Genomic DNA, 26,880 nt, shown 5'->3' with positions numbered 1-26,880 from the left:
AGTCGATGGTGATGGTTCAGGCGAGGAGTGGCGATGGATCAGTCCGGCGCGCACACGGACGCAGTGGTCCGGTCACACAGCGAACGGCACAGGATCGCCCTGCCCCTCATCATCAGATAGGAGCCCTTGATGCTCGGACTCATGCAGGACCGTCCGCTCGCTCTGCCTCATCTGTTCCACCGCGCCGAGCACTACTTCGGTCACAAGACGATCGTCACGTCCGGGCCCTACGGCGAGGCCACGACCACGGTCGAAGCAATTTGTGCCCGCGTCCGCGGGCTCGCCACCGTGCTCGACACACTGCGGGTGAGTGCGGACGGCAGGGTCGGCACGTTCTGCTGGAACAGCGACCGCCACCTGGAGCTGTACCTGGCTGTGCCGTGTACCGGCCGGGTCCTGCACACGCTCAACATCCGGCTGTTTCCCGACCAGATCGTCTACATCGCGGAACACGCGGAGGACGAGGTCGTCTTCGTCGACCGCTCGCTGCTGCCGGTGTTGTGGCCGCTGGCCGACCGGATGCCCACCGTGCGCACCTTCGTGGTGCTCGACGACGGATCCGATGTCCCGCTCCCCGACGACCCGCGCATCGCGGACTACGAAGGTCTGCTCGCCGACGCCCAGCCGTTCGCCGGCGTCTTCCACATCGAGGACGAGAACACCGCCGCCGCGATGTGCTACACCTCGGGCACCACCGGCAATCCCAAGGGAGTGGTCTACAGCCATCGCTCGACGGTGCTGCACGCGCTGCTGACGCTGCTCGCCGACGGGCCGACGGCGCTGAGCGAACGCGACGTCGTGCTGCCGGTCGTACCCATGTTCCACGCCAATGCCTGGGGCCTGCCCTACGGGGCGCTCATGGCGGGCGCGTCAATCGTGTTCCCCGGCTCGGACATGACGCCGGCAGCGATCGTCTCGTTGCTGGAGCGGCACCGGGTGACCGTCACCGCCGGCGTACCGACCATCTGGATGGGCGTCCAGCCGCTGCTGGCCGACCACGACCTGACCTCGCTTCGCACGATCATGTGCGGCGGCTCCGCAGTCCCCAAGGCTCTGTCCGCCGCCTATCGGGAGACGATCGGCGTACCGATCCTCCAGGCGTGGGGAATGACGGAGACCAGCCCGATCGCCACGGTCTCGCGGACACGCACCCATCACGACGCCCTGTCCGAGGACGAGCGTGACGGCGTACGCAGCCGCCAGGGCTACGCCACACCGCTGGTGGAGATGCGAATCTGCGACCCGGACACCGGCCGAACACAGCCATGGGACGACGTGACCACCGGCGAGGTGCAGGCTGCCGGGCCGTGGGTCGCCAAGTCCTACTACCGTGCCGAGGACAGCGATGAGCAGTTCACCGAGGACGGCTGGCTGCGTACCGGCGATGTCGCCACGATCGACCGCCATGGCTCCGTGCGGCTTGTCGACCGCACGAAGGACCTGATCAAGTCAGGCGGCGAGTGGATCGGTTCGGTCGAGCTGGAGAACGCGATCATGGCCCATCCCAAGGTGGCCGAGGCGGCGGTGATCGGCATCGCGCATGAGCGCTGGATGGAACGCCCACTGGCACTGGTCGTGGTCAAGGACGGCGAATCCCTCGCCGCGGACGACATCATCGACTTCCTGTCCTCGCGCGTGGCCAAATGGTGGCTCCCCGACGCGGTCGAGTTCATCGACGAGATCCCCAAGACCAGCGTCGGCAAATTCTCCAAGAAGACCCTGCGCGAACGCTTCGCCGACTATCGCGTCGGCTCGCCCACAACCACGGAGGCTGCGAAGAACGCCGTAGCCACGGACTGAGAACCCACCACCGGCGGGCAAGAGAGGGGGAACGGGGGGCATGTCGATCGGAATCATCGACGAATGACATGGTCATTCTCGCGGCGCGGTGGCGACACCTGCCCGACCTCGGTATCCACGAGGAAGCCTTGCGGGGATGGTTCGCCAGGCCGAAGCCGACCACGGCAGCCGGTCCGATCCGACGACCGCCCAGTCGCTGGAGCCCGCCGCGAGGCACGCCCCAAACGACGACACGAACGTCATGGGTATACTGACTTAAGGTAATGACGGGCTACCCTCCTTTTCGTCAGGAGCCAAGATGGCAATAAGTGATTATTCAGGTCGGGCGGCCCTCACGGCGGTCGATCTCATCAACAGCTACGACGTGATGACGGGCGGTGACGGGCTGACCTCGGAAGCCGCAGCCGCCAAGCTGCTCAGCAAGCGCGGCTGGGTACTGGACCGCCCACTGTCCGACTCCGACCTGAAACGACTGCGGGACCTGCGCCCCCGCCTGAGGCTCGCCTTCGGAAACCCCGCGGTTCGCAAGTCGGTCGAAGCTCTCAACGGAGTCCTGCGCGAGCTGGGCGCCCAGCCACAGCTCAGTGACCACGACGGCAGCTGGCACTGGCACTACTCCCGCCCCAGGGCACCGCTCTCCGAGCGGGTCGCGACCACCTGCGTAGTGGCCCTGCTCACCGCGATCGCGGACGGGGGCGGCTCCCGCCTGCGCATCTGCGAGCGAGCGGAGTGCGGCAACGTCTTCGTGGACGCGTCGCGGCCCGGATCACGCCGGTTCTGCGACGCCAAAGGCTGCGGTAACCGGGTGCACGCTTCGGCCTACCGGGAGCGTAAGCGCCAGAAGGCGAACTGACGGTCACTGGAGCCATCCCTGGGCGCATTAGTTAACCATGCTTGACTCATGACTTCTGTGCTGCTTACCGTTGCGTCGACCAATGGCGTCCCTGGTCATGAGGGGTTCGCCCGGCTCGCTCATGGGAGGCAGACATGGCTGCACCGCTGCCCGCGACACCGCGGCTCATCACGTTCGACACCTACGGCACCCTCATCGACTGGGACTCCGCGCTACGCGCCCACGTGGCGAAACTGTTCGCCGGCAAGGGTGTGAACGTCGACGTCGCGGAGTTCTACCAGCGCTGGTACTACGGCTTCGCGCTGCCCGCCGTGTCCGGGCCCTTCCAGCTCTACCGTGATCTGCTGAAGAACACGATGGCGGAGGCTTTGGCCGAAGCGGAGGTCGACTTCGACCCGGCGGAGCTCAGCGTCCTGGGCGACGTCATGGCTCAGGCCGATCCGTTCTCGGACACTGTTGACGTGCTTGCTGAGCTCAAGAAGCACGTTCCGCTGGCGACGATCTCCAACAGCCAGCGCGACATTCTCGAAGCCGGGGCCAAGAAGCTGGGAGATCCCTTCACCTACGCCATCACCGGCGAGGTCGTCCAGGCGTACAAGCCCGACCGGGCCCTGTTCGATCTGGTACTGGAGCGTGCAGGAGCCGAGCCGCACGAAGTCGTTCACGTGGCCCAGTCCCAGTACGTGGACCTGCCCCGATCCGTGCCCCTGGGCATACCGACGGTGTGGATCAACCGGCAGGGTCAGACACTGAGGCGGGAAACACCCGCACCCACCGCCGAACTGCCTGACCTGACAGGGCTACTGTCCCTGCTCGGGCTCGCCCCTGGTGGTGAGGCCCGCTCATGACGGCCGGCCGTCGCGTTTCCGACGCGGTACGCCCTGGGCCGTCATCAACGCCGCCGAGGACGTCCTCAGCGCGATGGGCCCTGCGCGCCCCCGCCTGGCCGATCAACTCGTGCGTGACGCAGGCGTGCTGATCACCCCCGGCTACCACCTCCGGAACCACCCGCCCCCAGAAACGGACGCCCCTGTGACCACCACACCCACCAGGCAACTCATTGACAACCTCGGCGTCTTTGCTTACGACAAACTCCCCGCACCGGTCGTCAAACAGGCCAAGAACGCCCTCTACGACAGCATCGGCGCACTGCTCGCGGCGACCTCCCACAGCTACCCCGTCATGTCCCTTCTCAAGCACATGGTCACCGAGGCGGGCGGCGCGGGTGAATCCCGCCTCGCCGGCTCCACACTGCGGACCAACCCGGCCACCGCCGCCCTCGCCAACGGCACCCTGGCCTACTACTGCGACATCGAAAGCCACCACCCCTCCGCCAACGTCCACGCCATCGCCGTGGTCGCACCGGCAGCCCTCGCGGTCGGCGAGCGCCAGAACTCCAGCGGAGCGCAGGTCCTGGCCGCGATCGTGGCGGGCATCGACGTCGCCGCCCGCGTCAGCTACGCGCTCAGCCCCTCCGAGCAGTACGCCCGCGGTTTCCACCCCACCACCGTGGCGGGAACCTTCGGCAGCACCGTCGCCGCCGGACTCCTCCTCGGCCTGGACAACGCACGGTTCGCCAGCGCCTTCGGCCTCGCCGGAACCAGCGCCTGCGGCCTGCTGTCCTGGGTCGACGACCCCTCCGAACAGTCCCGCCCGCTCAACATCGGCCTCGCCTCCCAGGCCGGTGTCCAGGCCGCCATGCTCGCCGCCACCGGCTTCAAGGGACCGGACGACATCTTCGGCGGCAAGTACCCTTTCGGAAAAGCCTTCACCGGCCAATGGGACCAGAACGCACTGCTGGACCAGCTCGGCGAGCGGTTCGAAGTGACGGAACTGTTCTTCAAGCGCAACTCCTGCTGCGTCTTCATCCCCGCCGGCCTGGACGGACTGCTCGACATCCTGCGGAGCGAGGACATCAGCGTCGACGACATCGCCTCCGTCCACGTCCGCGCCCCGCAGTCCTCCTACCATGTCGTCGACAACAACCCGCTGCGCTCACACTGCGCCCAGTACGTCCTCGCCGTCGCCGCGCACCAGGGGCATGTCAACTTCGCCGACATCATGGAGGACCGCCGCTCCGACCCCGCCATCGCCGAGTTCGCCAACCGGATCACCCTCACCGGCGATGGCCTCTTCGACCAGCGTTCAGGCGGCAAGCACCAGTCGGTGGGATCGATCACCCAAGTCACCACCCACAGCGGCGCCAAGTACATCCGCGACGTCGAATTCCCCCTCGGCGCGGCACAGAACCCCCTGTCGGACAACGATCTCCAGAACAAGTTCACCAGCCTCACCGCAGGCGTCGTCGACCCCGACCGTGCGGCACAGATCAAGCGGCTGATCGACGAACTCGACACCGTGGAAGACATCAACACGCTCACCCAGTTGTTCGAGTCCGGGTCCCAGGTGTGACCACCACGGATCCCACGTCCGTGGACCTCCCCATGCCGGCCGGCGACTAGACCGTCGCCCGACTCGCCGCGGACCTGGTGTTCGTCTCAGGTACGACGCACAAGGACGGCACCATGCTGCTCGCCACCGGCCGACTCGGCGAGCAGATCACCCGCGACGAAGGGCGAAGCCTCACCGCAGTCGCCGCCCACCGCGCCTTGGCAGCGGCCTCAGCAGGTGGTCAAGGTCGGACGGCGCCTCCACCGGAGGCCGGCGAGCCCCGGCGGCCTGCTCCGGCGGTTTTCGCGATGCGCGGCCTCGGGGTCAGCGCCGCGCGTAGTGCCGGGACAAGGATCCGGCGGGTCTCGGCCTGGGTGAGGGCGGCAGGGGTGGGAAGGGGGTTGAGGTAGCGGGTGTAGATGAGGCCGCCGAGGATCGTCACCACGGCCGTGGCGCGGGCGGTCGCGTCCCGGCCGCCCAGAAATTCAACAAGCCGGGCCAGCAGCTCGTGTTCCAGGTATTCGCGGATGACCTCGGCGGCCTCGTCGCCCTGAGCGGTGAGCTGGAGGAAGTCGGCGTCCTCCCACAGGTCCGTCACCGCGTCGATCAGACGGTCGGGGAGGGTGACCGGGTCGCCGCCGAGGACGTCGTCCACCGCCAGCGCGTTGGCGCACTGGAACTGCATCACGTCCGCGAACAGGCCCTTCTTCGAGCCGAAGTGGTACGCGATGAGCGCCACGTCGACCCCGGCGGCCCCGGCCACCGCGCGCAGGGTGGTGCGCCGGTAGCCGCGCTCCAGGAACAGCGTGCGGGCCGCCGAGACGAGCGACTCGCGGGTCGGCGGGTTGCCGCGTGGGCGGCCTCGGGTACGGGCGGGGGCGGGGGCGGCGTTATTCATCAGCGTTGAGCCTGCATTCCGTGATCGGCAGGGTCAAGGGCGTTCCGCACACCACTCGAAGGGATGCCCCGACATCATGCGTATCGCAGTCTTCGGCGCCAACGGACCGACCGGCCGCCACCTCACGGACCAGGCCCTCGCGGCCGGCCACGAGGTCGTCGCCGTGACCCGCCGCCCCGGCTCCCTCCCCGCGCGGGCGGGCCTCACCGTGGCCGTCGCCGACGCCACCGATCCGGCGGCCGTCGATGCCGCGATCGGCGGGACGGACGCCGTGCTCTCCGCGCTGGGCGCGCGCTTCAGCAAGGAGACCGTCACCACGTACTCGGCGAGCGCCACCGCCATCACCGGGGCCATGGCCCGCCACGGCATCAAACGGCTGCTCACCGTCAGTTCCAGCATCGCCGACCCGGACTGGCGGCCTACCGGAGCGCACTTCTTCAACCACGTGCTCGACCCCCTGGTGAACCGACGCCTCGGCCGCACCCTCCACGAGGACATGCGCCGTATGGAGGCCGTGATCCGCCGGACGGACCTCGACTGGACCCTCGTGCGCCCCTCGGGCCTCTTCGAGCACTCCTCCATCACGGACTACCGCACCGCCGAGACCAGCGCCGACGGGGTCTTCACCGCCCGCGTGGACCTCGCCGCGAGCATGCTGCGCGAGCTGGAGGAGAAGCGGTACAGCCGCACGGCCATGGGCGTCATCACCACGGCCGTGAAGCCGAACATCGCCAAGCTGATCTGGCACGAGGGCGTGAAGAAGAGGTGAGCCGGGCCACCATCGAACTCCCCTCCGGCACAAGGACGTTCCTCGCCCGCCGCCTCACAGCCACCCTCACCACGCTTCGCTCCGACGGCACCCCGCACGTCACCCCCGTCCGCTTCACTTTCGACGCGGCCACCGGCCTTGCCCGGGTGACCACCAGGGCCGGGGCCCGCAAGGCCCGGAATGTGGCGGCGGGCGGCCCGACGGCCCGCGTCGCGCTCTGCCAGGCGGACGGCTTCCGCTGGGTCACCCTCGAAGGCCGGGCCGCCGTCACCGACGACCCCGCACGCCTGGCCGAAGCGGTCCGCCGCTACGCCGCCCGCTACCGCGCGGCCCCGCCCACCCCGCCGGACATGGTCGTCGTCGAGGTCTCCGTCGAACGCGTCCTGAGCCTCAATCTCTGATCATCCCCCGGTACGGAAAGCGATGTGACACCGCGATGCCCACCCTCCCCGTCCTCGACTCCACCCTCCACTACCGCGAGTCCGGCGACCCCGACGGGCTGCCGTTCGTCTTCCTCCATGGCAACCCCACCTCCTCCCACTTGTGGCGGAACGTCCTGCCGGGCGTGGCAGCGCCCGGCCGCCGCCTTCTGGCCCCCGACCTCATCGGCATGGGCGACTCCGGCAAGCCCGACCTCGCCTACTCCTTCGACGACCACGCCCGCTACCTCGACGCATGGTTCGATGCCCTCGGTCTTGCCGAGGCCGTGCTCGTCGGCCACGACTGGGGCGGCGCGCTCGCCTTCGACCGCGCCGCCCGCCTCCCGGGCCGCGTCCGCGGCCTCGCCTTCACCGAGACCATCATCAAACCGCTGGTCGGCGACGAATTCCCGGCGGCCGGACGGGAGTTGTTCGCCCTCCTGCGCACTCCCGGCGTAGCTGAGGAGATGATCCTGGAGAAGTCGCTGTTCATCGAGGGGCTCCCGAACACGCTCGCCACCCCACTCGACCCCGTTGACCTGGAGATCTACCGTCGCCCCTTCCCGACCCCGCACAGCCGCCGCCCGGTGCTGGCGTGGACGCGCATGATGCCACTGGACGCCGAACCCGCCGACGTCGTGGCCCGCGTCGAACGCTACGACGCCTGGCTGGCCGCCAGCCCCGGAGTCCCCAAGCTCCTCGCCGCGTTCGAGCCGGGCCCTGGTGCCATGACCGACCAAGGAGCCGTGGCGTGGTGCGAGGAGCACATCGCGGGCCTGGAGGTCTCCCGCCACGGCCTGGCCGGCCACCACTCCCCCGAGGACAGGCCCGAGGAACTGGCCGCGGCGATCACCGCTTGGGCCGACCGTCACGGGCTGACACGCCAGTAGACGCCCTCGATCACGGCGGTGCCGCGCCGCGTCACGGGCGAATCCCGGCCCTTACGACAGTGGGCGGAGCATGGTCGCGTAGATCGGGGCGTCGGGGAATGGCTGCTGATCACCGATGCACTTGTATCCCCACTGTTCGTAGAGCACCTGTACCTTCGGGTGGCTCGGCTCTACCAGGAGCGTCACCCGCTCCTCCGGGCGGTCGGCCAGGAGTGCTTCGTGGATGCGACGGGCGCTGCCGGTCTTCCGCCATGGCTGGCGGACCATCAGCTCGAACAGCGCGAGTTTGACGGCCTTCTCCATGTGCCGCAGATGTCGGGCCGCTTCCTCTGGCGGCTCGACGCCCCACCCGGCGCTGGGAGAACACGGCTCCGTACGTCCCCCACGGGGAGCCGAAGCGCCTCAGCGCCGGGCGGCACCCCGCCGCTCCGCCCCTTCCTCCTCGGCGCGCTCGCCCTCGTGGCTCTGCGCCGGGCGCGACACCGACGGCGGCCGATCCCCGTCCGACATCGCCTGGTGGCCGCCGACGAGCTGCGGTTCGCCGCACGGTGCCAGCGGATCGATCGTTCACACACACCGAGGAGTTGAGCAGTGACCACCATGATCGTCACGCGGGTCTTCCTCGCGCCCCGAGAGCGGCAGGTGCTTGAGGGCTTGACCGCCGGCAACACACTTGCCGTGGTCGCGCAGGACCTCAAGATCCGCGAAGGGACCCAGATCCTCACCACGGACCAGGTGGCCACATGGTTCCGCTGCCCCCTACCGTGCCCGGCATGGCGCTTGCCTGGGACGGGGCCGTCGAGCCCGGTAGACAAAGCACAAGCAAAGCGATCGCCTTACTGATTACCTGAATAATAATCAGTAAGGGGTGATTCATGTAAGTCGCCTATAAAACCTCAGAAATGATGTGCTGCCATATTCCTGCCAGATTGCCCCGTTCATCTCGTTGTACCCATCAGGGGAAGGCAGGAAAATGGGCAGGTTCAGGTACGGAACCACGGCGTCGGCCATCGCGCTGGCCGCCTTGGGATCGCTCGTGGCCGCGGGAGGCGCGGCTCACGCGGAAGCGGGTCAGGACAGCATCGGCATGCTGAAGCAGGAGAAGACCCAGTGGTGCTGGGTCGCCTCCGGGCTGACCATTGCCAGGTTCCAGGGCTTCGGCTCCACACAGACGGACTTCTGCAACCGGGCTCAGCCCTACTACGGCTGCAACAACCAGCCCGCCACGCTCGACGACATGGCCAGGGGCTGGAGCAGCCTCGGCATGACCCGCCCCGGCTCGGGCCTGGACAGCGCGGCCACGTTCAACCAGGTGTACACCGAAGTCAAGGCGGCCCGGCCGATCGGCACCCGCATCGGGTGGACCTCCGGTGGCGGCCACATGAACGTGGTCTACGGCTTCGACACATCGAACAACACGATCGCTGTGGCCGACCCGTGGCCGGACACCACCACGTACACGTGGTGGAACTACAACGACTACGTGAGCAACAGCTCGTCCAAGTGGACCCACTCCCGCATCGGTATCTCCCGCTAAGGCAGGCGACATGCGCGACACCAGCGGCACCAAAACGTCCAGCACGCGGGCGGCCACCCGCTTCTCCCGTCTGTCCATCGTCATCGCAGCGAGTGCGTCCGCGCTGCTGTCCGTCGTCGGTCCGACGCACGCGGCCCCGGCCAAGGACCCCCTCCCGGCCGACATCCCCGACTACCGGGCCGCACTCAACGCGGTGAAGTCCACCGACGTCCGCAACGCCGTCTGCCGCTTCCTGCGCACTCCGGTGCCCAGCGGCGACGTCGGCAAGCCGGTGCAGACGATTCCCGAAACGGCCGAGCCCTGCCAGGGCCTCCCGGTGTTCACGATCAAGGACCCGGTGGCGCGGAACGAAATCACTCCCGGGTTCGTCGCAGGCACCGCCCAGCCACTGCCCACCGAGGCGATCAAGCTGACGCAGCTGGTCGCCTCGCTGAGCGCCACCGTCAACGGCCGCAACGCCACCGTCATGCTCGCCCCCACTCAGGGCGGCGGCTGGCACCTGGCGGCCGTACGCGACGGCGACAGCGACGCCACATACGCCGGCAAGGCCATCGCGGGCACGCTGGTCTTCACCGAGCCGCAGATCCGCGGCTGGTACCAGCTCAAGCTCCTCACCGTCGAACCACTCAACGACCAGGCCCGGCAAGGACTGGGCGGCAAGGCGTCGGTGTCGCTCAGCGACTACCAGAAACTGGTCAAGGCCCGCTACACCGACAAACTGCCCGGCTCGGAGTACGACAGCAAGGGCTACTCCAGCGGCTACAGCCTCCAGCACACGGAGGACGACGCCTCGCCCTCCACCCTGCTCCTTGCCGGCGGTTCCGGCACGGCACTCGCCCTCGCAGGCGGCGCCGCCGTGCTCCGCCGGCGCCGACGCGCAAGCACTCGCTGAACCCAACCCCAAGGGCCCGGATCCCGATGCGGATCCGGGCCCTACCTTAGTGAAGCTCGGGTTTCGCTGAGCGTGACATGAGTTCTTTGATGGCCTGCTGTAGCGGTGTGCCGCCGTGGACGATGCCGACGACGGTCTCGGTCAGTGGCATGTCGACGTTGTGACGTCGTGCGAGGTCGAGGACGGACCGGCAGGAGGTGACGCCTTCGGCCGTCTGCTTGGTGACCGCGGCGGTTTCGGCGAGGGTGAGGCCGCGGCCGAGGTTGGCGCCGAAGGTGTGGTTGCGGGACAGGGGTGAGGAGCAGGTGGCGACGAGGTCGCCCATGCCGGCGAGCCCGGCGAGGGTCTGCGGGCCGGCGCCCATTGCCTGGGCGAGGCGGGTGGTCTCGGCCAGGCCCCGGGTGACGAGTGCGGCCTGAGTGTTCTTGCCGAGGCCCTGGCCGTCGGCGATGCCCACGGCCAGGGCGATGACGTTCTTGACCGCGCCGCCGAGTTCGCAGCCGATGACGTCGGTGGTGGTGTACGGGCGGAAGTACGGGGTGTGACAGGCGGCTTGGAGCCTTTCGGCGACGTTCATGTCCGCGCATGCCACGACGCCGGCGGCGGGCTGTCGGCGGATGATCTCGCCTGCGAGGTTGGGGCCGGTGACGACCGCGATCCGCTCTGGCCCAGCGCCTGTGACGTCGGCGATGACTTCGCTCATCAGCGAGGCCGTGCTGAGCTCGACGCCTTTCATCAGGGAGACGAGGACGGTGTCGTGCGCGAGGAAGGGGGCCCAGGTCGTCAGGTTGGCCCGCAGGGTCTGCGCGGTGACGCTGAGGACAGCGAAGTCAGCGTTCTTGGCGGCCTGTGCCGCGTCGGCCGTCGCCCTGATCCCGCTCGGGGGGGGTTACGCCGGGCAGATAGTCGGGATTGCTGCGGGTGCTGTTGATGGCGTCGACGAGTTCGGCACGCCGCCCCCACAGCGACACTTCACACCCGGCGTCGGCGAGGATCATGGAGAAAGCGGTGCCCCAGGATCCGGCCCCGTAGACGGCCACACGAGTCGGCATCGGCCGGTGTACCTACCTTTCGTTTCATCCCCCGGGACGGCTCAGTCGTGCCGGGGCGCTTGAGGCTGCGTCCTCAACGTGGGGCCGCCACAGCGTAACGGTGACGGAGCGTCGATTTCCGAGTGCCGGCGCATGTGTGCGGGCCTCGGTGAGCATGCTCTCGGCCTGGTGGTCGCCGAGCGGGCGGCGCAGGTCCGCTTCGTGTCCGGTCCACAGCTGGTAGAGGCGGCGCCACATCGTCGGTTCGTCCGGCCGCTCTTCCTCCGACTCCAGCTCCAGGCCGGCCGCTGCGGCTCGCCGCGGCCAGGGCGGTGCCGCGGGGTTTGTGTGGCGGCCACCGGAGGTGAGGACAGCCCGGCCGCCGGGGCGCAGCACCCGGCGCATCTCCCTGAGCGCGCCCATCCGGTCGGGGGCGAATCCCAGGGCGTCGATGCAGACGATGCCGTCGGCCTGCGCGTCGGGTAGGCCGGTGGCCTCTATGGTCGCTACGCGGAAGCTGGCCTGTCCGGGCGGTACGAATGCGGGAGTTCGTTGGGCGGCGAGAGTGATCGCCGTCGGTGAGATGTCGATGCCGACGAGGTGCACGGACAGTGCGCGGGACAGCCACAGCTGATGCGCATTTCCAGCCCGGGGCTGATGACCTTCGCTCCGGCGTAGGCGTCGGACTGGTGCAGGGTGACGGCGATCGGCTCATGGCCGGTGACGGAGGCGATCCGGGCGGCCACTGACGCCGTTTCCCGGGCGAAGTCCGGCTCGGCCGCCGCGTAGTGGCTGACGAGGGTGTTCCAGTCGGCGCTGCCCGGCCAGGCCGGCTCGGGAGACGGAGGGCGGGCGGCGAAGGCGTTCTCGTGGGAGTCGAGGTCGTCGCGGGTGCCGGCGATGCAGGTCAGCCGGGACTGGGCGGCTTCGGTGAGGGCTCGGGAGAGCGCGATGCGCGGATCGCGGTGGCGTCCGGAACCGGCGAAGAGGACCGGATAGTCCTCCGACCAGATGTAGGCCGCGCACACGGGGATCTGGTGGTCGCTGTCCACGAGCGATCTCCAGGAACATACCGGCGGACTGGAACCGGCCGATCAGGTCCCGGCAGTAGGGGTCGTCCACGCTCCGCGGGTCGACCAGGGTGCGGCGGCGTCCTCCGCTTGTTTCCGAACCGGTGAGCCAGGCAGTCACACTCCCAGGTGACCGCACTGGACTGCCCGGCCATCGGCACGCATGGCTGCTGCACCAGGGCCTCCTGCTGCTCGGCGATTCGACACCAACGAGCTGTTCAAGAGCCCCTGTTCGTATGCGCGCAGCGCCGCCGACCACCCGATCGGGACTCCCGTTCGACGCGCATCTCTCAAGATCGTAAAGACCACAGCTTCTTGGAGAGAGTTCGAATCGGGCCCTGACGATCTGGCAGCGTCGCGCCGAGCAAGCGGTCATCTGGGTGCAGGGTCGTGCAGGTATGCGAGCCGACTGATGATCTCGTCCTCCAGCGGACCGGGTGGCGGCCACGGGAATCGGGGAATGCGAGCGCGGAGCAGAATGAGGCCGTGCAGAGCCGCCCAAAGAGCGGTCGCCGTGGCGAGCGCATCCTCCGCACGGGACGTGCCGTCGCGCATCGCATCGGCGACGTCGCGCAGAAGTATCGAGAATGCTTCGGCGGGAGCGAGCTGACTCGCGATGGGCTCGCCGACAATGGGCGCGAGCTGGCGTACCGCCTGGTCAATGCGTTCTTCTGTGGTGCTGCTACCCCTGGGCCGCGGGCGGGAGAACAGAAGGGCGTAGAGCTCGGGCTGTTCGGCACCGAAGACGAGATAGGCGTGACAGTCGGCCAGAAGTCGTTCACGCGCGCCGTCCGCTTCCGCCCGGGCGGTCTCAAGATGACGCACCAGCAGTGAGCGGGTTTCGGTGACCACGGCCTCCACGATCTGGTCGGGCGTGTCGAAGTGCGCGTAGATCGACGGTGGCGCGATGCCGACCTTGCGGGCGATCGCCCGCAAGGTCACCGCGCTGTCCGATCCGGTCTCGACCAGCAGCTCACGGGCTGCGGTCACGATCTCGTCGCGGAGTTGCCCTCCCTGACCTCGGGGGTTGCGTCTGCGTGCTGCCGCTGGAGCCATGACGATGACTTTACAGCCGTAAGTTCTCGTGCTCTACTTACGGCCGTAAAGTTACATTGGTAGCGTGAAGGAAGATGGTCATGGACGTTCTCGTTCGCATACTCACCGTCGACAGCCGCATGAACGTCGGTGCCGGCGCCGAAGGGTCACGGTGCACCGCATGAGCGCCACGACCGTCACCCCGCTTTCCATGGGCAACAGCAACGCCTATCTCCTGCGTGGCGAGCAGGCGATCCTCGTGGACACGGGCGGACCGGAGGACGGCGACCGCCTGCGCGACGCGCTGTCCGCGCAGGGCCTTCAGCCTCGCGACATCGCCCTGGTCCTCCTGACCCACGGCCACAACGACCACAGCGGCACGGCGGCGTCGTTCGCGGATGCCGGCGTTCCGATCGCGGTCGGCCTGGGTGACGAACAACTCCTGCGTACCGGACGCATCGGCGTACTCCCGATCAGTCATCCAGCCGGTGCGATATTGAGGCCCATGGTCCTCCGCGCGAAGGCCCAGCCGGTCGAAGCCGACATCCTGGTGGAGGACAAGTTCGACCTGAGTCCCTACGGTGTCGACGCGCACGCCGAGCGGTTCGGCGGCCACACCCCCGGGTCGCTCGTCGTCCGCGTCGGCGACGACACGCTCGTCGGCGACCTGGTCCGCGGTGGCGTGCTCCGCCGCCAGAGCCCGAAGCGCCATTTCTTCACCGAGGACGCCGCGGGAGTGCGCAGGGCGCTCATGACCGAGCTCGACCGCCGTCCGCAGCGCCTGCTCCCCGGCCACGGCGGGCCCCTCGACGCGGACGAGACCCGACGACGCCTCGACAAGGTCGCTCCGGTGCCCAGTCGGCTCTCGGCATCCGGGTGAGGCAGGTGGCGCTCTACAGCGCCACCACCGGCCGTCGCCTGTTCGCCGCTGCCGCCGAAGCATCACGTATCTCAGGCTGGTGCGCCGTCGACTCCGGCCACCCCGCACCGGCCCAACGCCACTACCTGGCCGCCCTGCGCTCCGCCGGGAGCGCGGCCGACCCTGTCATCACCGCCAACACCCTCGGCTTCTGGGCGATGCTCCGCTACAGCACAGGCGACCCCGAAGGTGCGCTCCAACTCGTGGACGCCGCCCACCGCCACGCCGCCATGGCCAACGCCCACCAGGCCAGTGCACACGACCAGCCCCCGCCGCGCACAGCCGCTCCACGCCTCACCCGCGAGGCCGACGCGCATCTCGCGCTCGGAGACGTCGACGCCGCCGTACACACCGCCAACCGGGCAATACAGACCCTCGGCGGCGTCACCTCCTCCCGCGGAACCAGCCTCCTCACGGGACTCAAAAGCAAGCTCGCCGCACATACGACTCCCCTCATGAGGGACTTTCTGGAAAGCAGCTGACCAGTCGCAAGGCCGTTGCGTGGATACCGTGCGGCGCCCGCGCCACCGCGAAGAGCAGCGGTCAGCGTGTGCTGCGGCGCGCGTTGGTTTCCGGTCCCGGCCGGGCTGTGGATGCGGTTGAAGGGTGACTGGCGGTGGGGTGGGCAGAGGTGTGTGTCGGTGGGTGGTGCGGGGCTGGGCGGAGCGGGCGCGCCGATGGATCCGGTCGGCGGTGCTGCTTCGCAGTCGCCAGATGAGGACCTCGGCGGGGTGGTCCGCGGTGTCGAGTTCGCGTTGTCCTGCCAGGTCGGCGAGGGCCTTGCGGGGCGGGGTGCCGGCGGATTCGGCGAGGGCGGGCCAGGCGGGGTCGGTCAGGATCCGCTGGGCGACGGCGGCGGGCCCGCTGGGTTCGGCAGGCTGCTCCTGGTCCTGGTGGAGGCCACGCTCGGCCTCGATCCCCCCTCGGTCCGTGCCCCGTTGGACGGGCACGAGCGCGAAGGCCGCATCGCCCCCGGCGATGTGGACTTCGCCCCAGCTCGCTCCGCCTGTGGCTGGGTCGTGTGCTTCCGCTGCCGACCTATGGGTGGTTCGGGTTGCTGTTCGTGCATGGAGCCTGCGGCTGAAGTCCTGCCATTCGTGCAGCGATTGAGGGTGGCGGGATGCTGACCTGGGGTTTCGGTACGGAAAGCGCGATCACCTGCGGAAACACCTCTCCCCAGTTCTCACTGGTCCACGCCGTTTCCCAGGCTCATGTGCCCTGGATGTGCCCTCGAACTGCCTCGCCAGGGGTGCTCTGTTTCCGCTGACGGACGGGTGAGAGTCGACGTCTCTGCGAGCTACGTGCTGCGAGAAGTAGGGGCCTGCTTGAGCCGAAACGGGAAAGGCTTCACCCGTGAGAACGGAGAACTCCTCCACTCGTTAGCGTCACGCGGCGGTTCATCGATCTGTGCGTGGAAACCGTCACGTGCTCCGATTGGCCGTGGTTTACCGCCTCGACTGGTGCGGCAGTGGCGCGATATGGATGAGTGCCACTTCTCCGTCGCCGTCGAGGAGGCGGCAGAGGGTATCGGTGCAGGGCCACGTTCTTTCGGCGGCAGATCGGTCTTGCGTGGCGGCCGTTGACTGAGGCCGCGCGAAGCGGCGCCATCTCGCTCTTGAACCGGTGTGCGAATCCTCCTGGGGTGATGAGGACGTAGGCCCCGGACACTGGTGAGGAGACCCCACTCCTGTTGCGAACCCTCCTGGCCGGGCTGGAGTCGCGAACCCTCCTGGGTTGATGACGACCTGCCGCTCCGTGGCGGTCCAGGCCGAAGCACCGCTGTCCCAGTTGCGAACCCTCCAGGGCTGATGACGGCCCGCACGCCAGCGCGCTCGACATCACCGGGGACATGTTGCGAACCATCCAGGGCTGATGACGGCCCATCATGCGGTCGGCGGCGGCGCGCACGGCCTGGTCCTGTTGCGAACCCTCCAGGGCTGATGACGGCCCATGACCGAGACCTTCGAGACCATCCGCTACACCGCGTTGCGAACCCTCCAGGGCTGATGACGGCGGGTCGTGGGTCGTGGCGTAGATGGTGAGGGCCACGTGTTGCGAACCCTCCAGGGCTGATGACGGCGACCTGGTTCCAGGGGGAGAAGCACCCGCCGACCTAGTTGCGAACCCTCCAGGGCTGATGACGGCCCGGAACGGCATGTACAACGTCGTTGTCGCCAGCGGGTTGCGAACCCTCCAGGGCTGATGACGGCCCCCGCTCGCCCTGGAACGCACCAAACTCCGCGCCGGGTTGCGAACCCTCCAGGGCTGATGACGGCGGCGGTCCGGCACCCGCACCGCGCCGCTGCCGTGCAAGTTGCGAACCCTCCAGGGCTGATGGCGGCGTGAGGTTGACGGCCAGTCGGCCGCCCCGGTGTTTAAGTTGCGAACCCTCCAGGGCTGATGGCGGCGAGAGGCGGCTGGCCGCGTTGGCGTTGGCCTTCATGTGGTTGCGAACCCTCCAGGGCTGATGGCGGCCTCCTGCCCGCTGCACGAGGCCGCCGCCCTGATCGCGTTGCGAACCCTCCAGGGCTGATGGCGGCCGCGCTGGAGAAGATCCGGGCCGTCGGCCTGGTCCGGTTGCGAACCCTCCAGGGCTGATGGCGGCCCGACGGTAAAATTGCAGGTCAGGGCGCTGATTGCTCGCCGTTTCGTGAGCCGTTCTGCAGCGGTCCGGCGGTAGTGCATCCGTGCAGGTCAGAGCTGTTCAGAGGATGTCTCCTGGGCCGCCCAGGTCGACTCCGAGCGTGCTGGACTCGATCATGTCGGGGGAGCGGGCGGTGTAGGTCACGATGCTGTCGTATTCCGGGTCGATGGCGGTGTTCAGAGCGGCGGTGAGCGCGCGGTATTGGGCTGTGGTGAGTTCGCCCTGGAAGACGCTGCGCTGGGTCCAGTGGAGGTATTTGCGGCAGGTCTTGAGGATTTTCGGGTTGCGTTCGACGGCAGTGTCGTAGACAAGGATTACGAAGATGGCTGGTCACCACCAAGGGCGGAAGGGTTTGTACGGCTTGTCTTCGAGGCACATGCGGACGATCTTGAGCGCTTCGAGGTGGATGAGTTCCTCGTAGCTGACTTTGCGTTTCAGGGTGCGGTGGTGGACGGTCGTGGCGAGTTCCTCCTTGACGAGGGCGGCGACCTTTTTGCGGCCGTCCTTGCTGAGGGAGGCCCTGGCCACGTCGGTCTCGAAGTCGGTCGGCTTCAGCTTCTTCTGGCTGGCGGCGCGTCTGAGGAGCCGTTCCGCGAAGAGGGGCTTGAAGGGTTCGGCGAGGTCGAGTGCCAGGGTGTTGCGGCGCCGGTCGGTGTCGGAGTGGAGGAAGCCGATGGCCGGGTGCAGCGGGGTGGTGCGCAGGGCGGTGAGTACGCGGGCGTAGACGAGGGTGTTGAGGTAGCTGATGAAGGCGTTGCCCGCGTTCGTGGGAGGTCGGCGGGTGCGGCCATCGAGCCGCAGCCAGGCAGGGAGTTGAGCGTCGAGGACGGCCCATGCGGTGCGGCGGAAGTTGCCTTCCTGGCCCATGATCGCGTCGCTGTCCTCGCAGTCGGGCAGCGCGGCGCGCAGGGACGACAGAGCGGGGTCGAGGAGCTCGGTGTCCATCGCCCAGCGCAGGTTCTCGGCGGTGGCGAGGACAAGCGACCGGCCAGTGGAGGTCCGTCGGTCCGAGTCGGCGGTGATCTCCACCTGTCGGCGGATGACGCTGGCCGAGGACATGGACTCCGAGGGACTGAAGTGGCCTGCGTGGTTGCCGTAATGGTCGAGGACGTGGAGGGCCACGCCGTTGCGGCTCAGCAGGGACAGGGCGGAGGTGTTGACGTCGACGTGGTCGAAGGCCACGAAATCGCGGATGTCGGTGATGGGGATGCGGACCGGGCTGCCGTCGGGGCGTTCAATGCGGACGCTGTTGTCCTCGCGGCGGATACGGCACGGTTCGGTGAGCCAGTAGGTACGGCCGACGGCGGGCATCAGTCTCCCCAGCAGTAGTCGAGGTAGGAACAGCCGCGGCAGTTCGCGCGTGTGAGACGGGCCGGCGCTTCGAGGGCGGCGATGACGCTGCGAGCTCGGACTTCGGAATTCTCGGCCTCGGCGCGGGCGGCCGTGTCCCAGGGGACGTCGGTGGTGCGGCGGATGAGCGGGTAGTGGACGGTGCCGCCGCGGACGGCGATGCCCCGGCGTTCGAGCAGCAGGCAGTAGTGACGGACCTGGGCAGCGTGTGCCGGTGAGGGGACGCGGGAGGACTTGGTCTCGTGTACGACCGCCCCCGTGGTCACCCAGTCGATCTTCGCTTCGCCGAGGTCGATGTCGCGTCGACGGGTAAAGGTGGTGTCGTCGACGACTTCGCCGAAGGCGACGAGGTCGCTGCGCTGTTCGGGCCAGTAACCGCGGCTGTACAGCCACAACTGGCGTGGGCAGTGATGCAGGTACTTGATGTGTACGCCGCCCAGCGGCACGTCTTCTGCCTCTGGTCCGTGGTCGGAGGCGGCGGTTGTTCGTGCGCTCACAGGATGGTCTCCGGATCCTGCGGGGGTTCCAGCCCGATGGTCTCGTCGTACTCCCCGTCGATCACATGGACTCCCAGGCCGCGGTCGTACTGAGCGTTATAGGTCTTGAGCTGGCCGTAGCGAAGCGGGATGAGCAGGCCGGCCGCGCGGAGGATGTGACCCTCACGGCCCGTGGTGAGCTCCCGGTACTCCTCGGTGTCGTCGCGGTGCAGGACCTCCACGCTGTCGAACTGCTCGCTGAGCTTCTCGGCGAATTCGGAGCGGTCGTGGAACGGATCGGAGAAGGTGAGGAAGACATCCCTGAACGCGTCGCGGGCCCGTCGGGTCCGCTCCAGCCATTTCTTGCCCCAGGCGGTGTCATAAGCGAGGGCAAGGAGCCGGTCGATGTCCTGTTCGCTGAGCGTTTCGACGCCGTCCGCCGCGAGGGCGTTCAGCGCCTCCCAGGAGGCGGCGACGGCTTCCGGTTCGTAGGGGCGAGCGCCGTCCGTACGGTGGACTCGGAACTCGGCGGGGCCGTCGGGGTGGAGACCGCGCCGGTTGACCCGGCCCGCGCGCTGGGCTACCGCCTCGACCGGCGCGTTCTCCACGGCTCCGCGATCGAAGTCGAGTTGCAGGGAGACTTCGACGGTCTGCGTAGCGACGGTCAGTCCGCCTCGTCGAGCCTGGTCATCCGCGTGGCGTTCGGGGTGCCGCTCCAGGAGGTTCCGTTCGATCGCGTTCCGGTCACGGTTCTTGAAACGGGAGTGCAGCAGCAGAGCGCTGTGCGGGTCGCCGGGGCCCGAGTCGCGGGCGTCGTCGTACAGGTCCTTGAACAACTGCTGAGCGTTGGCGACCGTGTTGACGACGGCCAAGACGCTGTGGCCTTCCCCGAGCCAAGTGCGCAGGCGCTCCACGCTTTCGGCGGAGGTGAGGGGGGTGTCGTCCAGGACGAGATGGTGGCGGACCGGGCTGGTGCCCTGGGGCGCGTGGTGGCAGGTCACCGGCTGGGTGAGGCTCTCCTCGATGACCTTCGTCATGGGTGCGGCGAGGGTGGCGGAGAGGACGGCGACACGGCTGCCGAGTCGTTCCCACAGCCCCATGGCCGCGCAGAGGCGGCCGAAGGTCTCCGGTTCATAGGCGTGGAGCTCGTCCAGGACGAAGACGGAGTTGGTCTGTTCGAGGAGGACGGAGGAGTACACCGGGCCTGCGACGGCGCCCCGCAGAAGTTGGTGGGGGGTGGCGACGCGTAGGCGCTGGGCGAACAGGCGCATGGCGCCCGCGCGCGCACGGGCCTGTCGTGCCATCGCGGCGGTCGGCTCGACGTACTGGCGCCCGTTGTCGGCTACGCCGCTGTCGTTCGTGTCGCCGTCCGGCGCGCGGTCGTCCGATGGGCAGTCCTCGACTGCTTCGCCGAGCAGTGTGTGTGCGACGGTGCCGTGAAGAAGGCCAATGTCTGGCACCGTGTCTCCCTCCGCGGGAAGGAGATCGCGTTGCAGTCGGCGGCGCGCCGCGTTGAGGGAGGCGCGGTAGGGCAGGGTCCACACGACACGGGGCAGGCCCGGCATCGCCGCCACCTGCCGGGCTGCCCAGGACAGTCCTGCCTCCGTCTTGCCACTGCCCGTGGGGGCGACGAGGACGAGATGGCCGTCAGTGTCGGCTGCCTGTCGTTGGTGCACGTAGGGCGTGTGAGGGAGCCGCTCGAAGTAGCCGGCGGGCAGCGGCATATGCGTCTGCAGGTGCTCGTGCGCCGACCCGGCGTGGTCGGCGAGTGTCAGCGCGCCCTGTGCGAGGACGGCGAGCAGCCCACGGTCGGCTTGGACGGGCTGCCGCCAGGAATCCAGCAGATATTCGAGAGTCAGCCGGGCCCGCTCGGCAAGGGTGGGGCCGCCCGCGGCATGTGTCGGCGGGTCCATGTCCAGAGCGCCGGAGAACCAGGCGACCAGTTCCCGGTGCAGTCCGAGCTGGACCTGCACCTGCAGACCTCCTGTGTACGGGGTGTGGGTGAAGGCTTCGTCCCATCGAGTCTGGCTGTTGTACATCTGCGACAGGCTGGGCTTGCCCCCTGCCGCGCTCGACGCCGAGGAGTGCAGAGCACGGTGATGGGTCGCGACAAGCGTGGCGATCATGAGTCGGTCCTCGTCGTCCCATCCTGCTGCTTTGGCGAGGAGATCGACGTACGCGAGGGACAGCACTTCGTGACGCTGGCCCCAGCGTTTCCCGCCGGGACGAAGCTGCTGCTGGAAGCCTTCGGCGACCTTGCCGGCGTCGTGGAGGAGCGCGGCCCGACGGATGCGGGCCCAGAAGGCGGGGTCGGTGGCGAGGACACCCGCGTTCGCGAGGCGTTTCTCGATCTGGGAGACGGTGTCGTGGACGGTGCGGGAGTGGGTCGTCAGACGCTCGGGATCGTCGGCCGGGGCGGACTTGGCACGGACGTCCGGCAGGACGCGCCGGGAGGCTCTCGGGGTTACGGGCTGAGCAGCCACACCGCCTGACCTTTCTCATCCTGATAGGCGTTCCGGACAGGCCGGTGACCCGTTGGGGCGTCGCACCACAGAAAGTCCGCCCACGCGGTGGTGAGTCGGTCGGTGGAGACACTGGCTGCCATGCGGTGCAGCGTCGCGCTGGGTACGTCGTGGCCGCCGGCCGGTGCCAGAGCGTGGTCCACGACCGCCTCCTCGGCGGGGCGCAGAGTGCTGGGCCGCAAGCGCAGGGGATGGACGATGTCCTGTGAGCGTCCCAGGCGCAGGGGCCAGCGGGGACGGCGCAGTGCTCGGGCGATGCGATCGCCGTCGGCTCCGGGGAGCCATACGCTCAGATGGACATGCGTGAGGAAGGGGCGGTCCCGGATCGTCATGCCGCCCTTACCGGCGCGTACACGTCCCGAGACGGCCGGGTTGGAGCCGTCGGCGGCGATCGGGTGGTACTTCTCGGCGTCCACTCCGTTCCCCTCGGACCAGGCAGCCATTCCCAGGGGCACGGATTCCGAGGGCTCTCCGGTTGCCGCCGCCAGCAGTCCTCGCACGGTGGAGGGCGGCGGCAGCGGCAGACCATGGCTGAGGCCGGGGAAGAGGGGGTCGCGGAAGGACGCGACGGGGGCCCAGAAATCCGCCCGCCATGCCGTTTGCGGCTCATGAGGCACGGACATCACCGCTGGGGGTCGTCGAACCAGCCGTCGAGCTGGCCTTCGCGCAACTCGGCGGCCAGGCCGCGCAGGACGGTTCGGGGATGGTCGATGACCACTGTCCCTTCCTCGATCTCCTGCGCACACTCCTTCTCGAAGTCCTCGCGCAGATCGTCCCGGAACCCGGGGCGCCAGCCGATGCGGACCGGCGCCTCCCACTCGCCGTCCCACGCCGCCAACTCTTCTCGCAGCACCTTGCCCCGGATACGCAGTCCGGTGCCTTCCTGGCCGTCGACGCAGTGTGCCAGCGGATTGATGCCGCCCTTGAACGGCACCAGCACGATCAGGTCGGGCACGCGGTCCCCGTAGTGGAGGGCCTGCTTGGCCCCGCCGCTGAGGTGGGCCAGCGCCTCCAGCAGCAGCGCTGCCCGGGACCGGCGTTCCGCGATAGGCAGCCGTACGGCGGGCTGGCCCCGGAAGTCGGTGGCGGATGCCCCGGCTGCCGCGGCATCGGCCACGGCGAGGGCCTGCTCCTTGGTGAGGTAGTTCGGCCTGCCCACGCCATTGCCGTCGGGGAGAGTGAACGTACCGATCCTCGGGACGTCAAGCAGGAAGGGGGCAGCCAGATCAGCGGTGTAGAACTCGTGCCCGTGCAGCACGGGCTCGGTGACCCCGCGCGACATGACGCCGAAGTCCTCGGTCGGATAGGCGGGCTCGACCGACATCAGCGTGCCCAGCATGAACGGGCTGTCGCGCAGTGTGGTGGCCGCGTCGTCCTTCTTCGCTCCGGCCCGCATGTAACCGAACAGATCGTCGTCGGCATACCGCACTGGATCCGCGTCGGTGTTGGCCTTCTGCGCCTTGTTCTGTGCCTTGCCGACCCGGGTGACCGGTGAGGGTACGGCGCCCAGCTCGACCATGCCGTCGCGCGTCCAGCGCCGGACGGCTTGCGCGGAGATATAGGGATAGTGCCGGCCCCGGATACGGGCGAACTTCACCCTCGACTTGGTCTCCTCCCCCTTGCCGTTGTTCGGCGCGCCCGCCTCAACCGCGAGCACCATCTTTCCTGCCAGATAAGCCATTTACGCCGCTCCCATCTCGTCGTCCACGCCGGCAGCGAGCACCGGCTGTTCCAGCAGCTGCTCGGTCCGGGCCTGTTCGTCCGCATCCACGGGCTTCTCGTTCACGGCCACGCCACGCTCCTGGAGGAGTTGCAGCACGCCGGCGGCCAGCAGCATGCGCTGCTCCCAGGCGCGGGGGCGCTGCTGGATCAGCGGCCTCCAGTCCTCCGGACCCGCCGCCACCGGCCGGCCGTCGAGGGTCAGCCGGAAGTGCGCCTGCAACAGCAGGGTGCCGAGCTTGTAATCGCTCAGCGCGACGTTCCGGTACTCCGCCAGCCGCCCTCGCGGGCTGCCGCTGCCGTGCTCGATCCAGTCGGCGATCACGGTCGCCACGGGCGTCAGGTCCGGATTCATGCCCAGAATCTCCTTGGCATAGGTGAAGGCGAGCCCGGTGAGGGCGCTTCGGTCGCCTCTCGTCCAGGAACCGTCGGGCTCGTCCAGCAGGTAGTGCAGTTGTGACAGCAGCGACCGGCTGCGGCCGTCCTCGGCCTCGAACAGCAGTCGTGCCGATTCGGCGGAGCCGCTGGTAGTCACATGACCGTGCTTGTCATGTCTGGTGAGGGCCAGCTCCAGCAGCCTCCAACCCCGGCGCAGTTCGGTGTTGCCCTCCACCGTCGCCAGGAAGACGGGTACGGCGCGGCGGGTCCGTGTCACCCGTAGCCAGGGGTCCTGATTATCGTTCTTGAAGCTCCACAACGTGGCGGCGGCAGGCAGACCGCCCCTCAACGAGCGCAGGGCACGGACAGCGACCAGTTCGGGCCGGGCGCCGGCCCGCAAGCCGCTGAACCCAAGATGCATGATCCGCCGGGCCCGCAGCACATTGCGCGCCGAGAACTCCCGCTCCACCCCGTCCTCTTCACAGGAGAGCACGGTCGCCGACCCGGCGGTGACCCAGGCACCGTACGGCAGGGCCCATGCCGCGATACGGCACCCCCGGCAGACTGACCAGCCCGGAACACCAGGTGGCAGCGTGTTGAGTGCCTTGTTGGTGTCGAACATCGGCAGGGCCGTTTTCGTCCACACCGTAGCGGCGGCCGTTCCACAGAATGTGCAGGGTCGCGTGGGAGCGCCAGGGGCGTCGGGTACGAACATTTCGGCGATCCCCGGCAGGAGCACCGCCCGGTCACGGGAACGCTTGCTGTGCGTCGCCTTGGAGTTCGGATACAGCGCGAAGAGGACCTTCCACCAGTCGTACGCGGCCGTGTCCTTCGCGGCCAGGGCGGCAGCCGAGATGTCATCCACCAGACGGGAAGCCACCGAGTCCAGATCGGATTCAGTGACCTCCTGCGGGATCGCGCGCTCGGCCAGCACCGCGATCGCCCACGCACCGGCGCGTTGAAGCGGATGGCTCGTCGCCGCCAGCGGTCCTGGGGCAGTCGTCAGCGTGCTCATCGGATCCACCCAAAGCCCTGTGCTGTGTCCAACCCCAGGCCCCAGGAGCGCAGAGCCTCCACGAAGCGGGCGTCGGCCTCCATAGCCACCCGGACCTCCGCCCCGATCCTCGGTGCCCCCCGCACCGTGAACCGGCGCCGGGGCCCGGCCTCCAGCACCCGTAACCCGTGCGGAGCCGGAAGCCCCAGAAAGTCAGCCTTGCGCGTCAAGTTGTGCTGAAGCCGTTCGACGTAGTGGTCGTCGCCCGGAAGCAGGTAAAGGCTCTCGTGCTTGACCACTACGGGAGTGGCCGTCCTCAACTCCACCGGGCCGTCCGACGCTGGGGTGCCGACATCGACGGTGAAGCCACGCACGGTCAGGCGAGCCGACCCCCACACGATCTCGGTACGCGAAGCGAGCGACGCGACCAGAACCGCCGCGATCTCCGGAACCGGAGAACCGAACCACACCGACCCGTCACGCGACGTCGTGTACACGCCCTTCTTCTTCAGGGCCCCCTTGAACTGCGGACTCGTCAGACCGAACGGCTTGAGCGGCTGGCCCTTCCATCCTTCGTCATGCAACGACCGTGCCAGGACGGCGTCCTGGCTCCCCAGGAGCTCGTACATCACGGCGCGCGCCGGCCCATGCACGTCCTCCCACCGCAGGCTCGGCACGTCCGCCTTGACGTCCACTCTGACCCGCATCGCACCCCCAACATCGTTGACAGCAGCGGTTGTTGCTGCACCACTAACCGCAAGACCGTGACGTGGGCAGAGCCTAGCCAGGCAAAGGTAGGAAAAGTGGCAATCGGTTATAAATGCCACTAAAGAGTGAATTTCATTGATAGGGGTATTTTTTCAATACGAGCAGCGCTGAAGCTGCCTGCTGTGAGGTCCAACCCCGCAAACTAGCGGGCACCACTGACAATCGCCCCGCGGCAGCAGTAGCCGCACGTCGCTCAACGCTCTGACCTGCACTGATGCATCACCGCCGGATCGCTGCAGAATCCGCCCCGAAACGCCGCCGCAAGACAACTCTGACCAGCGGTTTTACCCTCGGGGGCCGTCATCAGCCCTGGAGGGCTCGCAACGTGACAACGGCGAGTCCCACCCCGCCGGGTTGACCGGGGCCGTCATCAGCCCTGGAGGGCTCGCAACAGCAGTAGGGACTTGGCCTGGCCGTGTTCGGCTTCGAGGCCGTCATCAGCCCTGGAGGGCTCGCAACAGGGATGGCACCACACCCTGGTACGCCTCTACCGCGGGCCGTCATCAGCCCTGGAGGGCTCGCAACTGTGCGTCCACCGACGTGACGAACACTCCCGGTTCCTGGGCCGTCATCAGCCCTGGAGGGCTCGCAACGCGAACCCCTTGCTCCAGGGCCGCACCGTCATGAAGTCCGGGCCGTCATCAGCCCTGGAGGGCTCGCAACGCCGACCTTGTTGAGGGTCCTGCGGGTCTTGGGCTTGCCGTCATCAGCCCTGGAGGGCTCGCAACCTGCGCGGGCCGGCCGGTACGAACGGCACGGACGGGGCGCCGTCATCAGCCCTGGAGGGCTCGCAACGTCCAGGTCTGGCCGTCGCGGAGATGCACGGTGCTCTTGCCGTCATCAGCCCTGGAGGGCTCGCAACACGGTGCCCACATGCATCAGCCACCAAGCGTGCTGGGCCGTCATCAGCCCTGGAGGGCTCGCTACTTCAGGGGCCACCAGCGGGCGGTGCGGGCGTCGTCTGCCGTCATCAGCCCCGGAGCGTTCGCAGTGCTCTACGCTTTGCAGACCACAGGTGCCGTCGCAGACTGTTATCACCCCTGCAGGGGTCGCAAAGAAGGCTATGCCCGGCACCCGGCTATTCGTCATCAGCCCTATAGGGTCCGTGGAAGCCCGCCCGATTCTCCCTAGTGGAAAATCGGGCGGGTTTTTTTATTCTCTTTTCCTATTCGGCTGCGCGTATGCGAGCGTCCTTTCTTTTGGTGCGGGGTGGTGGTAATAATTGATGTGGTGATATTCTTGTTATTTTTGCACAGCGTTCGGTGGGTTGGTCTCCCAGGATGGCGACATCGGGGGGATGTGAGAGGGTGATACGGTCCTCTTGGGGCATAGCCTTCCGATGGAATCAGTTCGGCTGAACTGGTTTCGGGCGGCTGGAGGCGGGTCTGAGGATTTTTCGAACTGGACCTCTTCTTTGGTCCCGTCGTCTTAGCTTGGCGTTTATCCTCGGCGGGCTTGGTGTTCCTTGATCGACTCGGCGCGTTTGACCGTCTTGCCGACGTCGTGGCGCCTGGCCCGGTGCTTG

Annotated in this window: 25 protein-coding genes, 1 pseudogene and 2 CRISPR repeat arrays; of the genes and pseudogenes, 12 read left to right on the top strand and 14 right to left on the bottom strand. The window is 68.3% G+C overall.

Annotated elements, in window-relative coordinates:
* The first annotated feature begins 129 nt into the window (after positions 1-129).
* From AB0M67_RS33780 to AB0M67_RS33765, 4 genes are all read left to right on the top strand, one after another.
* The gene (locus tag AB0M67_RS33780; protein ID WP_365751394.1) at positions 130-1,800 is read left to right on the top strand and encodes a long-chain fatty acid--CoA ligase; all 1,671 of its coding nucleotides are present in this window, start codon (positions 130-132) and stop codon (positions 1,798-1,800) included.
* 298 nt (positions 1,801-2,098) lie between these two features.
* Positions 2,099-2,653, top strand: coding sequence for a CGNR zinc finger domain-containing protein (locus tag AB0M67_RS33775; RefSeq protein ID WP_365751393.1), 555 nt, complete (start codon positions 2,099-2,101; stop codon positions 2,651-2,653).
* A 134-nt stretch (positions 2,654-2,787) separates the two neighbouring features.
* On the top strand, positions 2,788-3,501 hold the full coding sequence (locus AB0M67_RS33770; protein ID WP_365751391.1) for a haloacid dehalogenase type II: 714 nt from the start codon (positions 2,788-2,790) through the stop codon (positions 3,499-3,501).
* Positions 3,502-3,685: 184 nt separating this feature from the next.
* Positions 3,686-5,065 (top strand): MmgE/PrpD family protein, encoded by a 1,380-nt coding sequence (locus AB0M67_RS33765; RefSeq protein WP_365751390.1) that lies wholly within the window; start codon positions 3,686-3,688, stop codon positions 5,063-5,065.
* 220 nt (positions 5,066-5,285) lie between these two features.
* Here AB0M67_RS33765 and AB0M67_RS33760 read toward each other — a convergent pair whose 3' ends face one another.
* Positions 5,286-5,942 carry a TetR family transcriptional regulator gene (locus AB0M67_RS33760; RefSeq protein ID WP_365751389.1) on the bottom strand — a complete coding sequence of 219 codons (657 nt, stop codon included), beginning with the start codon at positions 5,940-5,942 and terminating at the stop codon, positions 5,286-5,288.
* Positions 5,943-6,018: 76 nt separating this feature from the next.
* Between AB0M67_RS33760 and AB0M67_RS33755 the strand changes: the two genes are divergently transcribed.
* The 3 genes from AB0M67_RS33755 to AB0M67_RS33745 are packed head-to-tail and all read left to right on the top strand — an operon-like array spanning position 6,019 to position 8,020.
* Positions 6,019-6,711, top strand: coding sequence for an NAD(P)H-binding protein (locus tag AB0M67_RS33755; RefSeq protein WP_365751387.1), 693 nt, complete (start codon positions 6,019-6,021; stop codon positions 6,709-6,711).
* Positions 6,708-7,112 (top strand): TIGR03618 family F420-dependent PPOX class oxidoreductase, encoded by a 405-nt coding sequence (locus AB0M67_RS33750; protein ID WP_365751386.1) that lies wholly within the window; start codon positions 6,708-6,710, stop codon positions 7,110-7,112. The genes AB0M67_RS33755 and AB0M67_RS33750 overlap by 4 nt, the downstream gene beginning before the upstream one ends.
* A gap of 2 nt (positions 7,113-7,114) precedes the next feature.
* On the top strand, positions 7,115-8,020 hold the full coding sequence (locus AB0M67_RS33745) for a haloalkane dehalogenase (protein WP_365751467.1): 906 nt from the start codon (positions 7,115-7,117) through the stop codon (positions 8,018-8,020).
* Positions 8,021-8,071: 51 nt separating this feature from the next.
* On the opposite strand, the gene AB0M67_RS33740 is transcribed toward AB0M67_RS33745, so the two are convergent.
* Complete coding sequence (locus AB0M67_RS33740) at positions 8,072-8,323, bottom strand: hypothetical protein (protein WP_365751385.1); 252 nt, start codon at positions 8,321-8,323, stop codon at positions 8,072-8,074.
* A 288-nt stretch (positions 8,324-8,611) separates the two neighbouring features.
* On the opposite strand from AB0M67_RS33740, the gene AB0M67_RS33735 reads away from it, so the two are divergent.
* The 3 genes from AB0M67_RS33735 (at position 8,612) to AB0M67_RS33725 (ending at position 10,449) form a co-directional block, all read left to right on the top strand.
* Positions 8,612-8,863 carry a hypothetical protein gene (locus AB0M67_RS33735; RefSeq protein WP_365751384.1) on the top strand — a complete coding sequence of 84 codons (252 nt, stop codon included), beginning with the start codon at positions 8,612-8,614 and terminating at the stop codon, positions 8,861-8,863.
* A 130-nt stretch (positions 8,864-8,993) separates the two neighbouring features.
* Positions 8,994-9,557 (top strand): papain-like cysteine protease family protein, encoded by a 564-nt coding sequence (locus AB0M67_RS33730; protein ID WP_365751383.1) that lies wholly within the window; start codon positions 8,994-8,996, stop codon positions 9,555-9,557.
* Between the two features lie 10 nt (positions 9,558-9,567).
* Complete coding sequence (locus AB0M67_RS33725; RefSeq protein WP_365751382.1) at positions 9,568-10,449, top strand: hypothetical protein; 882 nt, start codon at positions 9,568-9,570, stop codon at positions 10,447-10,449.
* Between the two features lie 46 nt (positions 10,450-10,495).
* Here the strand turns inward: AB0M67_RS33725 and AB0M67_RS33720 are convergent.
* From AB0M67_RS33720 to AB0M67_RS33705, 4 genes and pseudogenes are all read right to left on the bottom strand, one after another.
* Positions 10,496-11,501, bottom strand: a pseudogene (locus tag AB0M67_RS33720) (NAD(P)H-dependent glycerol-3-phosphate dehydrogenase).
* A gap of 24 nt (positions 11,502-11,525) precedes the next feature.
* Positions 11,526-12,086: a class I SAM-dependent methyltransferase gene (locus tag AB0M67_RS33715; RefSeq protein ID WP_365751381.1), complete on the bottom strand. Its 561-nt coding sequence runs from the start codon at positions 12,084-12,086 to the stop codon at positions 11,526-11,528.
* Positions 11,987-12,532, bottom strand: coding sequence for a YcaO-like family protein (locus tag AB0M67_RS33710; protein ID WP_365751380.1), 546 nt, complete (start codon positions 12,530-12,532; stop codon positions 11,987-11,989). The genes AB0M67_RS33715 and AB0M67_RS33710 overlap by 100 nt, the downstream gene beginning before the upstream one ends.
* 390 nt (positions 12,533-12,922) lie before the next feature.
* The gene (locus tag AB0M67_RS33705; RefSeq protein WP_365751379.1) at positions 12,923-13,606 is read right to left on the bottom strand and encodes a TetR/AcrR family transcriptional regulator; all 684 of its coding nucleotides are present in this window, start codon (positions 13,604-13,606) and stop codon (positions 12,923-12,925) included.
* A 160-nt stretch (positions 13,607-13,766) separates the two neighbouring features.
* Here AB0M67_RS33705 and AB0M67_RS33700 point away from each other — a divergent pair, with 160 nt between their 5' ends.
* Together AB0M67_RS33700 and AB0M67_RS33695 are read left to right on the top strand one after the other, a co-directional pair.
* Positions 13,767-14,465: an MBL fold metallo-hydrolase gene (locus AB0M67_RS33700; protein WP_365751378.1), complete on the top strand. Its 699-nt coding sequence runs from the start codon at positions 13,767-13,769 to the stop codon at positions 14,463-14,465.
* A gap of 5 nt (positions 14,466-14,470) precedes the next feature.
* On the top strand, positions 14,471-14,986 hold the full coding sequence (locus tag AB0M67_RS33695) for a hypothetical protein (protein ID WP_365751377.1): 516 nt from the start codon (positions 14,471-14,473) through the stop codon (positions 14,984-14,986).
* A 1,142-nt stretch (positions 14,987-16,128) separates the two neighbouring features.
* Positions 16,129-17,109: direct repeats of the CRISPR family, unit length 29 nt; unit sequence GTTGCGAACCCTCCAGGGCTGATGACGGC.
* Positions 17,110-17,208: 99 nt separating this feature from the next.
* Here the strand turns inward: AB0M67_RS33695 and AB0M67_RS33690 are convergent.
* The 8 genes from AB0M67_RS33690 to cas6 are packed head-to-tail and all read right to left on the bottom strand — an operon-like array spanning position 17,209 to position 25,282.
* Positions 17,209-17,463 carry a CRISPR-associated endonuclease Cas2 gene (locus tag AB0M67_RS33690; RefSeq protein ID WP_365751466.1) on the bottom strand — a complete coding sequence of 85 codons (255 nt, stop codon included), beginning with the start codon at positions 17,461-17,463 and terminating at the stop codon, positions 17,209-17,211.
* 15 nt (positions 17,464-17,478) lie between these two features.
* On the bottom strand, positions 17,479-18,459 hold the full coding sequence (cas1b, locus tag AB0M67_RS33685; RefSeq protein WP_365751376.1) for a type I-B CRISPR-associated endonuclease Cas1b: 981 nt from the start codon (positions 18,457-18,459) through the stop codon (positions 17,479-17,481).
* Positions 18,459-18,995 (bottom strand): CRISPR-associated protein Cas4, encoded by a 537-nt coding sequence (locus AB0M67_RS33680; protein ID WP_365751375.1) that lies wholly within the window; start codon positions 18,993-18,995, stop codon positions 18,459-18,461. Before AB0M67_RS33680 ends, cas1b begins: the two co-directional genes overlap by 1 nt.
* Positions 18,992-21,457, bottom strand: coding sequence for a CRISPR-associated helicase Cas3' (cas3, locus tag AB0M67_RS33675; RefSeq protein ID WP_365751374.1), 2,466 nt, complete (start codon positions 21,455-21,457; stop codon positions 18,992-18,994). The genes AB0M67_RS33680 and cas3 overlap by 4 nt, the downstream gene beginning before the upstream one ends.
* Positions 21,439-22,113 carry a CRISPR-associated protein Cas5 gene (locus tag AB0M67_RS33670; RefSeq protein WP_365751372.1) on the bottom strand — a complete coding sequence of 225 codons (675 nt, stop codon included), beginning with the start codon at positions 22,111-22,113 and terminating at the stop codon, positions 21,439-21,441. Before AB0M67_RS33670 ends, cas3 begins: the two co-directional genes overlap by 19 nt.
* Before the next feature lie 5 nt (positions 22,114-22,118).
* Positions 22,119-23,177 (bottom strand): type I-B CRISPR-associated protein Cas7/Cst2/DevR, encoded by a 1,059-nt coding sequence (gene cas7i, locus AB0M67_RS33665; RefSeq protein ID WP_365751371.1) that lies wholly within the window; start codon positions 23,175-23,177, stop codon positions 22,119-22,121.
* Positions 23,178-24,608: a hypothetical protein gene (locus AB0M67_RS33660; RefSeq protein ID WP_365751370.1), complete on the bottom strand. Its 1,431-nt coding sequence runs from the start codon at positions 24,606-24,608 to the stop codon at positions 23,178-23,180.
* Positions 24,605-25,282 carry a CRISPR-associated endoribonuclease Cas6 gene (gene cas6, locus AB0M67_RS33655; protein ID WP_365751369.1) on the bottom strand — a complete coding sequence of 226 codons (678 nt, stop codon included), beginning with the start codon at positions 25,280-25,282 and terminating at the stop codon, positions 24,605-24,607. The genes AB0M67_RS33660 and cas6 overlap by 4 nt, the downstream gene beginning before the upstream one ends.
* A gap of 369 nt (positions 25,283-25,651) precedes the next feature.
* Positions 25,652-26,347: a CRISPR direct-repeat array (repeat unit 29 nt; unit sequence GCCGTCATCAGCCCTGGAGGGCTCGCAAC).
* Between the last annotated feature and the right edge of the window lie 533 nt (positions 26,348-26,880).

The sequence above is a fragment of the Streptomyces sp. NPDC051662 genome, assembly GCF_040681655.1.
Classification (GTDB): Bacteria; Actinomycetota; Actinomycetes; order Streptomycetales; family Streptomycetaceae; genus Streptomyces.
This window is presented reverse-complemented; position numbering and strand designations above follow the sequence as displayed.

What these genes read in the sequence shown, in the direction of transcription:
- AB0M67_RS33780 (WP_365751394.1), top strand. Translation starts at nt 130, where the DNA reads ATGCTCGGACTCATGCAGGACCGTCCGCTCGCTCTGCCTCATCTGTTC.
- AB0M67_RS33775 (WP_365751393.1), top strand. Translation starts at nt 2,099, where the DNA reads ATGGCAATAAGTGATTATTCAGGTCGGGCGGCCCTCACGGCGGTCGAT.
- AB0M67_RS33770 (WP_365751391.1), top strand. Translation starts at nt 2,788, where the DNA reads ATGGCTGCACCGCTGCCCGCGACACCGCGGCTCATCACGTTCGACACC.
- AB0M67_RS33760 (WP_365751389.1), bottom strand. Translation starts at nt 5,942, where the DNA reads ATGAATAACGCCGCCCCCGCCCCCGCCCGTACCCGAGGCCGCCCACGC.
- AB0M67_RS33755 (WP_365751387.1), top strand. Translation starts at nt 6,019, where the DNA reads ATGCGTATCGCAGTCTTCGGCGCCAACGGACCGACCGGCCGCCACCTC.
- AB0M67_RS33740 (WP_365751385.1), bottom strand. Translation starts at nt 8,323, where the DNA reads ATGGAGAAGGCCGTCAAACTCGCGCTGTTCGAGCTGATGGTCCGCCAG.
- AB0M67_RS33730 (WP_365751383.1), top strand. Translation starts at nt 8,994, where the DNA reads ATGGGCAGGTTCAGGTACGGAACCACGGCGTCGGCCATCGCGCTGGCC.
- AB0M67_RS33725 (WP_365751382.1), top strand. Translation starts at nt 9,568, where the DNA reads ATGCGCGACACCAGCGGCACCAAAACGTCCAGCACGCGGGCGGCCACC.
- AB0M67_RS33705 (WP_365751379.1), bottom strand. Translation starts at nt 13,606, where the DNA reads ATGGCTCCAGCGGCAGCACGCAGACGCAACCCCCGAGGTCAGGGAGGG.
- AB0M67_RS33700 (WP_365751378.1), top strand. Translation starts at nt 13,767, where the DNA reads ATGAGCGCCACGACCGTCACCCCGCTTTCCATGGGCAACAGCAACGCC.
- cas1b (WP_365751376.1), bottom strand. Translation starts at nt 18,459, where the DNA reads ATGCCCGCCGTCGGCCGTACCTACTGGCTCACCGAACCGTGCCGTATC.
- cas7i (WP_365751371.1), bottom strand. Translation starts at nt 23,177, where the DNA reads ATGGCTTATCTGGCAGGAAAGATGGTGCTCGCGGTTGAGGCGGGCGCG.
- AB0M67_RS33660 (WP_365751370.1), bottom strand. Translation starts at nt 24,608, where the DNA reads ATGAGCACGCTGACGACTGCCCCAGGACCGCTGGCGGCGACGAGCCAT.